This is a genomic window from Halomonas sp. ML-15 (assembly GCF_014779595.1).
Lineage (GTDB): Bacteria > Pseudomonadota > Gammaproteobacteria > Pseudomonadales > Halomonadaceae > Franzmannia.
This window is the reverse complement of the sequence record NZ_JACXZT010000001.1, coordinates 261,609-274,126: the sequence shown is the minus strand read 5'-3', so window position 1 is coordinate 274,126 and position 12,518 is coordinate 261,609. Positions and strand designations below refer to the sequence as shown.

Genomic DNA, 12,518 nt, shown 5'->3' with positions numbered 1-12,518 from the left:
GTAAAGGAAACAATAACAATGACTTACCGCGTAGCAATGGGTGGTTTCCTGCATGAGACCAATACCTTTGCACCGACCCGGGCGACCTATGCTGATTTCGTCCAGGGCGGTGGTTATATGCCAATGGTGCATGGCGACGCCATGTTCAGCGCGTGCCGGGGGATAAACCTGGGGATATCCGGCGCTGTTGAGCGCGGTCGTGAGGGTGATTGGCAGATGTTGCCGCTGCTGTGGGCGGGAGCTATTCCTTCAGCGCATGTGACCCAGGATGCTTTCGAGCATATCGCTGATGCACTGGTGACCCGCTTGTCGGTTGCGGGTCCACTGGATGGCGTGTTTCTCGACCTCCACGGTGCCATGGTGTGTGAACACCTCGATGATGGTGAGGGCGAGTTGCTGGCCCGTGTACGAGAGGTCGTAGGGCCTTCGGTACCGGTGGTGGCATGCCTTGATCTGCATGGCAATATCACTGCCCGCATGGTGGAGATGGCGGACATGCTGGTGGGATTTCGCACCTATCCTCATGTGGATATGGCGGAAACCGGCCGGCGTGCCGCAGAGGGCCTGGAGTATTTGATGACGTCGGGTACCCCGCCCGCCAAGGCCTTTCGTCGCCTTGATTACTTGATTCCCATTCCCTGGCAGTCCACCGATCTCGAGCCGGCCGCGTCGCTCTATGCGCGGCTCGCTGAGCTGGAGGGTGAGGCCGTCATCAGTGCTTCGCTATTCATGGGCTTTCCGGCGGCCGATTTTAACGAGTGTGGCCCGAGTCTGGTGGCCTATGGTCCTGGTGCCAAGGCCGCGTTAGAGCAGCTCGCTACTGAATTTGCTGAGGCTGAAGCGCGCTTTGCGGGGCCGGTATTTTCTGCATCAGAAGGGGTGGCGGAGGCCTTGCAGCGCGTCAAGGCTGGCGCAGTGGGGCCGGTGGTGCTTGCCGATACTCAGGACAACCCGGGCGCTGGCGGTGATTCCAATACCACCGGGATGCTGCGGGCGCTGATCGAGGCGGACGCGCCGGATGCCGCGCTGGGCCTCCTGGTGGACCCCGAGTCCGCGCTTAACGCCCATGCGGCTGGCGCAGGAGCGAGTTTGGCATTTGACCTGGGAGGTCACTCTGGGGTGGTGGGGGATGGTCCTTATCACGTGACAGCAACCGTCGAGACATTGTCGGATGGTCGCCTGGTCGCACAAGGCCCCTACTACGGCGGTGCATCACTTAATCTCGGCCCTTCTGCCTGCCTGCGGATTGGTGGCGTCAGAGTCGTGGTGACGACCCATAAAGCGCAGCTAGCCGATCGTGAGATGTTTCGCTTCGTGGGTATCGAACCAGAAACGACCGATATCTTAGTGGTCAAGAGCTCTACGCACTTTCGCGCCGACTTCACTTCCATTGCCGCGCATATCCTGATTTGCCTGGCGCCCGGCCCGATGGCGTTCAGTCCTTCCGATCTTCCCTGGAAGCATCTGACGCCCGGCATGCGTCTAGGCCCACTTGGCGATGCCTTCCATCCAGTCGACTGACTGCAGTCGCGGCATTTCTGATGATGCCGACGATGGAGGACATGGCTTCATTCCCAACGACGGGAAAGCAATCATAGGGGGACTACTAATGACAATACCCAATCTACGCAATACGTTACGCCTCAGGCCCATGTCGGCAGCGGTGGCAGCGGTCACCGCTGTGGCACTGGCCTTGCCGATGACCGCCAAGAGTGATGACACCACCATAACCGCCGTGATGCACTCCAGCTTGCGCGTGCTGGACCCGATCATCACTACCGCGCATATCACCCGTAATCATGGCTATATGATTTACGATGTGCTGCTGGCATCGGATGAAGACTTCAATCCTCAGCCGCAGATGGCGGACTGGCAGATATCCGATGATTCGCTGACCTATACCCTGACGCTGCGCGACGGCTTGACGTTCCACGATGGCGAGCCCGTTACTGCGGAGGATGCCGTGGCGTCTCTTGAGCGCTGGGGTGAGCGCGACTCGGGGGGGCAACTGATATTCGATGTCACCGAGAGTTTAGAGGCTAGCGACGAGCAGACGATTACCTGGACGCTTTCCGAACCCTATCCTCCCTTGATCGATACGTTGGCCAAGCAGTCTGCGGTGCCTGCGTTTATCATGCCGGCGCGTATTGCGGAGACATCCGCCGATTCGTCGATCTCCGAACATATCGGCTCAGGGCCATTTCGCTTCCTGGAAGACGAGTACGAGCCGGGGGTGAGCGTCACCTACGAGCGTTTCGATGACTATGTGCCGCGGGAGGAAGCGCCTAGCTGGATGGCGGGCGGCAAGGTGGTCAACGTCGACCGGGTCGTGTGGACGACCATGCCGGATTCCCAGACTGCTATCAATGCGCTGATGGCCGGCGAGATCGACTATATCGAGCAGGTGCAGGTCGATCTGCTGCCGATTCTCGAAGCGAGTCCGGATGTGGTGGTGGAGAATCGTGATCCGCTAGGCTATCAAACCATGGGCCGGCTCAATTTCAAGCATCCGCCTTTTGATAACAAGCAGATACGTCAAGCCGCACTCATGGCGCTGAGCCAGGAGGACGTGCTGGCGACCATGATGGGGGATCCGGAGTACTACGAGATATGCGGTGCCATCTTTGGCTGTGGGACCCCCTTGGCCGATGAGAGTGGATCGGAGTCGCTGACCAGCGGTGGCGATTCGCAAGCCGCACAGCAGTTGCTCGAGGAGGCCGGCTATGACGGCACCCCGGTGGTATTGATGCAGCCGACCGATGTCACCAGCCTTTCCGCCCAGCCGGTGGTTGCCGCTCAGGCGCTGCGTGAGGCGGGTTTCGAAGTAGATATGCAGCCCATGGATTGGCAAACCCTGGTCAATCGCCGCGCAAGCATGGCAGCACCGGAGGATGGCGGCTGGAACATCTTCTTTACCAACTGGATGGTGCCGGAGATTACCTCGCCGCTGATCAACGTCATGCTCAATGGGCGTGGTGAGGATGGCTGGTTTGGATGGCCTGAAGATGAAGAGCTCGAGGCGCTGCGTCGCGAGTTTATCGCTGCCGAGTCAGATGAAGAGCAGCTGGAGGCCGCACGTAAGCTCCAGGTGCACACGCTGGATGAGGTGATTTATATCCCGCTGGGGCAGTACATCATGCCACAAGCACGCCGGGATAATATCACTGACATGATTCCTTCGCCGGTGCCCGTTTTCTGGAATATTGATAAGCAGTAATCGCCAAGTAGGGCGGCGAGATACGTCTCGCCGCCCTATCATGCTTTGATCGATTATCACATCTGCATGTGAAGGAGTCGCGGATGCTTGGCTATATCATCAGGCGATTACTGGCTGTCATTCCGGTCATGGTTATCGTCGCCCTTTTTGTGTTTCTGATACTACGACTCACACCGGGGGATCCTGCAGCCATCCTGGCCGGTGACTCAGCGACACCTGCTCAACTAGAGAGAATACGTGATCGCTTGGGGCTTAACCTGCCTATCTATGAGCAATTCATTCAGTGGGTAAAGATGATGCTTCAGGGGGATCTAGGCGTCTCCCTGATTTCCAATACCTCCGTCAGTACCATGATAGGACAGCGCATCTGGCCAACGCTCAATATTGCCATGCTGACGATCACGATTTCTATTTTGATAGCGGTGCCAATGGGGGTGCTTGCCGCTTGGCGCCACCGCAGCTGGATCGACTATGCGGTAATGAGTTTCTCCGTTTTAGGCTTTTCGGTGCCGGTGTTCGTGATTGGCTACATCTTTATTCAAATCTTTGCCATCGAACTTCGCTGGCTGCCCGTACAGGGCTATACGGCTCCCACACAGGACTTTATAGGTTTTTTACAGCGAGCAATATTGCCGTCTTTTACGCTAGCCACTATTTATGTGGCGCTGATTGCGAGGATGACGCGCGCCAGCATGCTGGATGTGCTGGGAGAGGACTATGTTCGCACAGCCAGAGCCAAGGGGCTGCGTGAAGGTACGATTTTGTTCCGCCATGCGCTACGCAATGCAGCGGTGCCGATCATGACCATTATTGGTACCGGGTTCGCGCTGTTGATCGCTGGGGTAGTGGTGACCGAAAGTGTCTTCAATATACCTGGCGTGGGCCGTTTGACGGTGGATGCGATCTTGGCGCGCGATTATCCAGTGATACAGGCGATGATTCTGCTGACGGCCGGACTGTATGTGCTGGTTAATCTGTTGATTGATATTTCCTACACGATCATCGATCCAAGGATTCGCTACTGATGGCTCATACTACTCAACCCTCCGCCGCGATGCAGAGCGTGCTGGGAATGTTGTCGCTGCCGCGTCAATGGCGCCTCGGTGCCGGGCCGCTGATTGCCGCTGTGGTGTTGTTCCTGATCGTGCTTTCGGCGCTGCTGGCGCCGCTATATGTGCCTTACGACCCGATGCAGATGGGCTCGCTCAATCGGCTTCAGCCGGCCAGCGCAGAGCATCTACTGGGTACCGACCAGTATGGCCGGGATCTGTTCAGCCGCGTCATGACCGGCGGACGAGTGTCGCTGATGATAGGCGTCGGTGCCGCGCTGTTCAGCGTTGTGGTGGGCATGATCATCGGCCTGGTGTCTGGCTTCTTCCGTACCGCGGACGCGGTGATCATGCGCATTATGGACAGCCTGATGGCGATCCCCGCCATTCTGCTGGCCATTGCACTGGTTGCCTTGAGCGGACCCAGTGTCTGGTCGGTGATCGTTGCCATTACCATTCCCGAGGTGCCGAGGGTGGTCCGGCTGGTACGTTCGGTGGTGCTTGGCGCGCGTGAGGAGCCGTATGTGGAAGCGGCGATCGCGCTTGGCAGCTCTATGCCTAAGATCCTCTGGCAGCACTTAATGCCCAACACCGTGCCGGCGATGATCGTCCAGGGTACCTATATATGCGCGTCGGCCATTCTTACCGAAGCGATACTGTCGTTCCTGGGGGCTGGTGTGAGTACCGATATTCCTACCTGGGGCAATATCATGGCCGAGGGTCGTACCTACTTCCAGGTCAAGCCCGGCCTGATCTTCTGGACCGGTGCCATCCTGTCGCTTTGCATCCTGTCGATCAACCTGCTGGGTGATACTGCGCGAGACATGCTGGATCCGCGGCTCAAGAAACGGGAGGCTTGATGATGCGTTTCAAGAACAACGACAAGAGCAGTGCTAAAGCGGTACTGGATGTCCGCCACCTTTCGGTTCGGCTGAGCGGTGAGGAGGGCCCGGATGGCCTGGTGCTTGATGACATCAGCCTGCAGGTACATGAAGGAGAAACCGTTAGCCTTGTGGGGGAAAGTGGCTCCGGCAAGTCGGTGACCTCTCTGGCGGTGATGGGGCTTCTGCCCAAGGGGGCCTTGGAGGTCTCCGGCGGCGAGATCGAGATGGACGGTGAATCGTTGCTCACGCTGACGCCGTCGCAGATGCGCAGGCTGCGTGGGCAGCGCATGGCGATGATTTTCCAGGAGCCGATGACGGCGTTAAACCCGGTCATGCGCGTCGGGGATCAGATTGCTGAAGTACTGCAAACGCATCGCGAGCTATCGAGGCGAGACTGCCGGGATAGAGTGCTGGATGTGATGCAGCAGGTGTATCTACCTGATGTGGCGCGTATTTATGGCTCTTACCCCCATCAGCTGTCGGGCGGGCAGCGTCAGCGCATCATGATCGCCATGGCGCTGGCGCTGGAGCCAAAGTTGCTGATTGCCGATGAGCCAACTACTGCCCTGGATGTCACCACCCAAGCACAGATTCTGTCGCTGATCGCCGAGTTGCAGGAGCGGCACGGCACGGCGGTACTGTTCATTACCCATGATATGGGGGTGGTCGCGGAAGTCTCCCATGCGGTGCATGTCATGAAGCATGGCAAGATCGTCGAGCAGGCGCCGGTCGAAACGCTCTTTCGCCACCCTTCGGATGAGTATACCAAGCGGCTACTGCGTTCGGTGCCGAGTCTGGTGCCCAGGGATGCGCGCTCACAGGAGAGCACGGAGCCGGTATTGGAAGTCAGCGATATGCAGAAGGTGTACAGCGGGGGCGGCATGTTCTTTCGAAAACCCGGCACGCACGCCGCGCGGGATATCAGCTTTACCGTCAAACGCGGCCAGACGCTGGGTATTGTGGGTGAAAGCGGGTCGGGAAAGACCACCGTCGCGCGCAGCATCATGCGGTTGGTCGATCCTACATCGGGGACTATCCGGGTTGCCGGAAAAGAAATAGCCACCCTGTCTAGGCGTGCCCTAAGGCCACACCGCAAGCACTTTCAGGTGGTCTTTCAGGATCCCTTTCGCTCCCTCAACCCGCGCTGGACGGTTGGTCGCAGTCTGATCGAGGGGCCGGTCAACTTTGGCACGCCTCATCAAGAAGCGTACGAGCGGGCGCTGGAGATGATGGAGCTCGTGGACTTGCCGCTTGATGCGCTAAAGCGCTATCCCCACCAGTTCTCTGGTGGTCAGCGCCAGCGGATCGCCATTGCTCGGGCTGTGATGATGCGCCCGGACTTGCTGGTGGCCGATGAGGCGGTGTCGGCACTGGATGTGTCGGTCCAGGCGCAGGTGTTGGACCTGCTCGATGAGGTGCAGGAACGACTGGGTATTGCGATTCTCTTCATCACCCACGATTTGCGGGTCGCCGCCCAGATCTGTGATGAGGTCATCGTCATGCAGCATGGGGCGATCGTCGAATATGGCAGTGCCAGAGAGGTGCTGTCGAGACCACGCCATGACTATACCCGGTTGCTTATCGACGCAGCGCCTGGCCGCGAATGGGATTTTGCCAATTGCTGTGAGCTGCTTACGGCATGATCCCGACGTATCTCCCATGACGATAACAACGATCACAAGCCAATAAGGTGAATCATGCCAACTATCAGTCGTATTAAAGAATTCCAGGATGAACTGGTCGAGATACGTCATGACCTTCACGCGCATCCTGAGCTCGGTTTCGAGGAGTCCCGCACATCGGCCCTGGTCGCTGAGAAGTTGCGTGAGTGGGGCCTTGACGAGGTACACACTGAGATCGCCGGCACCGGTGTGGTGGGAATCATCAAGGGGCGTGGCGATGGTGCTTGCATCGGGCTGCGGGCAGATATGGATGCGCTACCGATCCATGAGGTGACCGGGCTCCCCTATGCTTCCCAACATGCCGGCAAGATGCATGCCTGTGGCCATGATGGCCATACCACGATCCTGCTTGGGGCAGCACGGTACCTGGCGGAGAGCCGCAACTTCTCGGGGACGGTGGTACTGATCTTCCAGCCTGCGGAGGAGGGGCTGGGGGGTGCCCGCCGCATGCTTGCCGACCGTCTCTTCGAGCGCTTTCCCTGTGACGAGGTCTATGGCCTGCACAACGATCCGACGAGTGAGCCGGAACAGGTCACGATTACCCCGGGTCCCGCCATGGCGGGGGCTACCTTCTTCGATATTACGGTACATGGTGACGGCGCACATGCCGCCATGCCGCATCAATCCCGCGACCCTATCATCATTGCCAATGAGCTCGTCCAGCAGCTGCAAGCGGTGGTGAGTCGTAATGCGCCACCTACCAGTCCTCTGGTGCTCTCTGTCACCCAGGTCCATGCCGGGTCTGCGTACAATGTCATACCCGATAGCGCCACCATATCGGGCACTGTCCGCTATTTTGAAGATGAGCTGTGCGAGATGGTTCATGAGCGCATGCGTCGTATCTGCAAGGGACTGGAACTGTCCCATGATGTGCGTATCGACATCGACCTGCGCAATATCTTCAATGTCCTGGTCAACGACGCCGAGTGTGCCAGCGCCTATATCGACGCGGCCGCGGATATCGTTGGCAAAGAGAATGCGCGCCTGGTGGATCGCCGGGTAACCGGCAGTGAAGACTTCGCCGATATGCTGCAGGTGATTCCCGGGGCTTACTGCTGGGTGGGTCATGCAGGCTCGATTCCGCTGCACAATCCTGGTTATGTGCTAGACGACGGGATTCTGCCTGTCGGGGCCAGCATCATGGCACGCATGGTCGAACGTCGACTGGCCGGTTGATTGCACTGACTCCACAAAGGGATTGATATGACCATTACGATCTACCCGGCGCGACGTATTATCACCATGAATCCCTCTCAGCCAGAAGGCGACTGTTTGGCGGTCAAGGACGGCCGGGTGCTGAGTGTGGGCTCCATGGAACATGCAAGTGCTTTTGGCGACGTATCGGTAGATGATCGCTATGCCGACAAGGTGCTGATGCCAGGATTCGTGGAGGGACACAGCCACGCGCTGGAAGGCGTAATCTGGGATTATGTCTATCTGGGCTGGTTTGACAAACAATCACCGGAGGGGGAGCACTGGCAGGGCCTGAGAGATGTGGCCTCCATTCAGGAGCGATTGGCTGCAGGTCTGGCAAGGTTGGCGCCGGGGGCGCCGTTGATCGCCTGGGGGTTCGATCCCATCTACTTCAGCGGCGCACGCCTCGACAAGCGGTTGCTGGATGCGGTCAGTGATGAGGTACCGATTATCGTCATGCATGCGAGTCTTCATGTCATGACGATCAATTCGGCGGTGATCGAGCAGGCCGATATTGCCAGCAAAGAGATCGACGGTATCGTAAGAAATGCTGGCGGTGAGTGTGTGGGCGAGCTGCAGGAAATGCCGGCCATGCACCTGGTCTTCGACCGCTATGGGATCGATTTTTTCGAGCAAGCGAGCCAACCAGGGGCGCTGCGTCAGTATGCTCGAGCAGCCCGACGTGAAGGCATCACGACCATCACAGACCTGCTTAACCCACTTAGTGATGATGCTATCGATTCGATGCGCAGCACGACCTTGGAGCCTAGCTTCCCTGTGCGTCTGGTGCCAGCGCTCAATGCTCTGGGGTGGGCGCCCGAGGAGGGTAGCAAGCAGCTGGCCAAGGCGATGACGCAGGGCCACGATAAACTGTTCTTCGGTATTGTGAAGCTGGTGACCGATGGCGCGATCCAGAACTATACCGCGCGATTACAGTGGCCGGGTTACCTGGACGTTGAGGGCAATGGTGTGTGGAACGCACCTCCACAAACGTTCCACGACATGGTGCTGCATTATCATCAAGCAGGCTTTCAACTACATATTCATACCAACGGGGATGAAGCCGTTGAGCTGATGCTCGATGCGTTAGAGGAAGCCCTCTGTTTATGGCCTCGTCCGAATCATCGGCATACCCTGCAACACGTACAGCTGATTCGTCAGGATCAACTGTACAGGGTAAAAATGCTGGAGGCCTGTCTCAATATCTTCGCCAACCATATCTACTATTGGGGCGATATTCACTTGTCTCGCACCCTGGGGTTCGATCGTTGTCAGAGACTGGAGCCTGCTGCCAGCGCCAGCCGCCTTGGGATCACATTCGGCATTCATTGTGATGCTCCTGTCACACCGCTCTCGCCGCTCTTCACGGCTCACTGTGCTCACCGTCGGCAAACGGCATCCGGTACTGTCTTGGGTATGGCGGAGGCCATCGACCGCCATGTGGCGCTTGAAGCGATTACATTGGGTGCTGCGCGGACCCTGCAACTCGATAAGCGTATTGGCAGTCTTGAGCCGGGGAAGTGGGCGGACGTAGCGATTCTCGATGACGATCCATTGGATGAGCGTATTGCCCTGAAAGATATTCGGGTTCATGGCACCCTGCTCGGGGGGCTACCAACGGATGCGTGATAGCGATCACTCTATCGGTGTGCATCTTGTGTGTGGTTTTCTTGGCAGCGGTAAAACCACCTTGATCAATGACATGATTGCGAGTGGCGAGATCAGTGATGCGCTTTTCTTGATCAATGATTTCGGCAGTATGAATATCGATGCCGATCTGATCGATTCGAGAGAGGGGGGCGTCATACGGCTGACCAACGGCTGTGTCTGCTGTGGGCTGTCCGGGAACCTTTCATCACAGCTGACGCAAATACGCCGCTGGCCTGATCCGCCGCGGCGGTTGGTGGTCGAGGCGAGTGGTGTGGCTCAACCGAGGTCCCTGATGCAGCTATTCAATTCGGCGCCAGGCTACTGTCTGGCTCAGGTTGAGCTGCTTGTCGATCTATCGCTTATCGGCCGTTTATTGGAAGATTCGACAGTGGGAGAGCTGGTGCGCTATCAGGTCGCTGAGGTGCCGGTCATCCTTATCAATCGATGGGACGTGTTGGACGAGGGGGAGCGCGACGCAAGCGTAAAGCAGCTGGAGGCCTTGAATCCGGATGTGACGCTATCCTGGTCTCCTTCGAGGGAGTCTGGCATGCCGACACCCCGTCAAGCGTCCCTTGGCGAGTCGGTGTTCCCGGAACTAGGTCAGCTGGTGCCAGGTGTTTTAGCCACATTCACACTTACTCTTCCAGGCACTATTGACGCTCGCAGATTGGCGCAGTTACTCGATGCCGCTGGTGAGATTCTTCTGCGCGCCAAGGGGTTCATATTGAGCGAGGAGGCGCCGGATGGCTGCTTATTGATACAGTGGACGCCTAGTGGATCCATTGTGACCCAGACGTTCCGTCGCCAGGCGCCAACCTTGGTACTGATCGGCAAGGGGCGTGACAACCTGGCGTACTTGGCCACTCTGCTGTTGACATATGCATCAGCGCCATCTCGCTAGGCGGCGCGGGTGACGGGCTGGTTGTCCTTCACTGTGAACTGATAGCCGAAGACCACCAGAATGGCGGCGCAGCCGACCAGGGTGCCGAGCAGGCCGGGGACCAGGGTCAGCGTAGCGGCGACCAGCAGTATCAGTCGAACCGGCCAGGTGGTTCGAATAAAGCCTTGGCCTACCATCGCGACATTCAGTGCGGCGAGTGCCACAAGGCTGATGGCCACCACCATGAGCTGATCCAGGGGCGAGCCTTCGAGTAGCAGCAATTCGGGCCTGGCGACGAACAGGAACGGCAGGAAGAACCCCGGCAGGCCGATTTTTACCGCCTGGATGGCAGTGGTGAAATAGGGAGCCTCCGCGATCCTGGCGGCGATCAGCGAGGCAACCGCTACCGGCGGGGTGAGCGCCGAGAAGATCGCGAAGTAGAGCACGAACATATGGGCTGCCATCAAGCTCAGGCCCATGTCGATCAGCGCTGGGGCGGTCAGCAGAGCGACCAGGATGTAGGCCGCCGAGGTGGGCAGGCCCAGCCCGAAGATCAGGCAGGCGACGGCGGCAATCAGCAGCAGCACGCCGAGGCTGCCATCGGCAATGCCGAGCATCAAATAAGAGAGCTTTTGAGCGAAGCCGGTAGCGGTGAGCACTTCTACGAAGATCCCGATCACGGCAACGATGACGGCAATGGTGGCGCCGCTGAAGCCGCCCTCGCGTAGGCCATCTATCAGGCGGGTGAAGGCGTCAGCGAGAGCCTTGAACGGATTGCGGTACTGGCGCAGCAGGCTGCTGGCGAGTTCGAGCACGATGATCGCAAGGCACCCATAGGCCGCGGCATAGGAGGGTGGCATGCGGCTGACCAGCAGGTAGACGAGAACGCCGATGGCAATCAGCAGGTGGCCGTAACGGGCCAGCAGCTGTCTGGCGGGCAGCGTAGGCGTCTCATCCTGTCGGTGGGGTACCAGGCCGTCGCGAGCCGCCTGCAGATGCACGGCCAGAATCAGATAGAAATAGTAGAGACCGGCCGGGATCGCTGCGGCGAGAATCACCTGGTCATAGGCCAGACCGGTGACACCAACCATCAGGAAGGCGGTAAGGCCCATCACCGGGGGTGTCATCTGCCCGCCGGTGGAGGCGACGGCTTCCACTGCACCGGCGAAGGGCGCCTTGAAACCGGTGCGCTTCATGGTGGGGATGGTCATGGTGCCGGTGCTGGCGATGTTGGCGACGGTGCTGCCGGAAATCATGCCCATGAAGGCACTCGCCAGTACGGCGATCTTGGCCTGTCCGCCGCGCGAATTGCCCGCCAGCTTGGTGGCGAACCCCATGATGAAGTCGATGCCGCCCGTGGCTTTGAGCAGCCCGGCGAACACCATGAAAATAAAGATAGTGCCGGCAGAGAGCTCGGTGAGGGAGCCCAGTACGCCCTGGAAGTTGGGAATCGAGGCATAGGAGACCAACCGCTCCAGCCCCATCCCGCCGTGATAGAGCAGCTGGGTCGGCAGACTATTGCCGAAGTAGCCGTAGAGCAGGCCGATGACGCCGATCAGCGGAATGGTCAGCCCCCACTGCTGCCAGGCGGCAACCAGGCAGACCGCAATCAGCAGGCAGCCGATCACCACATCCAGCGGCTCGGGGCCGAAGACGCGATCGGTGATCAGTCCTTCGTACTCCAGGAACACGTAGCCGGCGGCGAGCGCAGCGACGCCGAAGCAGCCGAGGTAGGCCAGCCGGGCGAGCCAGTGGCGCGAATGCCCCGCGGCACTGGTGAAGATGATCAGTAGTGCCATGCCGAGGTGAAGGGTCTTGAACTGGCCTGACGGCAGGTAGTAGTTGAATACCTGCATCAGGTGAGTGGCGACCATGACCAGTGTCAGGAGCAGTATCAAATTGGCGGTATTGAGATAGCCACGCTTCTCGTTGAGCAGCTTGGTTGTCATGGGGGCCTTCATC

Annotated in this window: 9 protein-coding genes; 8 read left to right on the top strand and 1 reads right to left on the bottom strand. The window is 58.8% G+C overall.

All coding sequences use genetic code 11. The features are described 5' to 3' along the window. Positions 1-18: 18 nt before the first annotated feature. The 8 genes from IEI94_RS01280 to IEI94_RS01245 all read left to right on the top strand — a co-directional run bounded on the left by IEI94_RS01280 (position 19) and on the right by IEI94_RS01245 (position 10,577). On the top strand, positions 19-1,521 hold the full coding sequence (locus IEI94_RS01280) for a M81 family metallopeptidase (protein WP_191164777.1): 1,503 nt from the start codon (positions 19-21) through the stop codon (positions 1,519-1,521). An 88-nt stretch (positions 1,522-1,609) separates the two neighbouring features. Then, positions 1,610-3,217: an ABC transporter substrate-binding protein gene (locus tag IEI94_RS01275; protein WP_224749856.1), complete on the top strand. Its 1,608-nt coding sequence runs from the start codon at positions 1,610-1,612 to the stop codon at positions 3,215-3,217. An 83-nt stretch (positions 3,218-3,300) separates the two neighbouring features. Next, on the top strand, positions 3,301-4,242 hold the full coding sequence (locus IEI94_RS01270; protein WP_191164775.1) for an ABC transporter permease: 942 nt from the start codon (positions 3,301-3,303) through the stop codon (positions 4,240-4,242). Beyond that, positions 4,242-5,126, top strand: a complete 885-nt coding sequence (locus IEI94_RS01265; RefSeq protein WP_191164773.1) for an ABC transporter permease — start codon at positions 4,242-4,244, stop codon at positions 5,124-5,126. The genes IEI94_RS01270 and IEI94_RS01265 overlap by 1 nt, the downstream gene beginning before the upstream one ends. Next, on the top strand, positions 5,126-6,793 hold the full coding sequence (locus IEI94_RS01260) for an ABC transporter ATP-binding protein (RefSeq protein ID WP_224749855.1): 1,668 nt from the start codon (positions 5,126-5,128) through the stop codon (positions 6,791-6,793). The genes IEI94_RS01265 and IEI94_RS01260 overlap by 1 nt, the downstream gene beginning before the upstream one ends. Before the next feature lie 54 nt (positions 6,794-6,847). Continuing rightward, positions 6,848-8,008 carry a M20 aminoacylase family protein gene (locus IEI94_RS01255; protein WP_191164771.1) on the top strand — a complete coding sequence of 387 codons (1,161 nt, stop codon included), beginning with the start codon at positions 6,848-6,850 and terminating at the stop codon, positions 8,006-8,008. 27 nt (positions 8,009-8,035) lie between these two features. Beyond that, positions 8,036-9,655, top strand: a complete 1,620-nt coding sequence (locus tag IEI94_RS01250) for an amidohydrolase (protein WP_191164770.1) — start codon at positions 8,036-8,038, stop codon at positions 9,653-9,655. Further along, the gene (locus IEI94_RS01245) at positions 9,648-10,577 is read left to right on the top strand and encodes a CobW family GTP-binding protein (protein WP_191164768.1); all 930 of its coding nucleotides are present in this window, start codon (positions 9,648-9,650) and stop codon (positions 10,575-10,577) included. Before IEI94_RS01250 ends, IEI94_RS01245 begins: the two co-directional genes overlap by 8 nt. On the opposite strand, the gene IEI94_RS01240 is transcribed toward IEI94_RS01245, so the two are convergent. Next, on the bottom strand, positions 10,574-12,505 hold the full coding sequence (locus IEI94_RS01240; RefSeq protein ID WP_191164766.1) for a TRAP transporter permease: 1,932 nt from the start codon (positions 12,503-12,505) through the stop codon (positions 10,574-10,576). The genes IEI94_RS01245 and IEI94_RS01240 overlap by 4 nt on opposite strands. Positions 12,506-12,518: the final 13 nt, after the last annotated feature.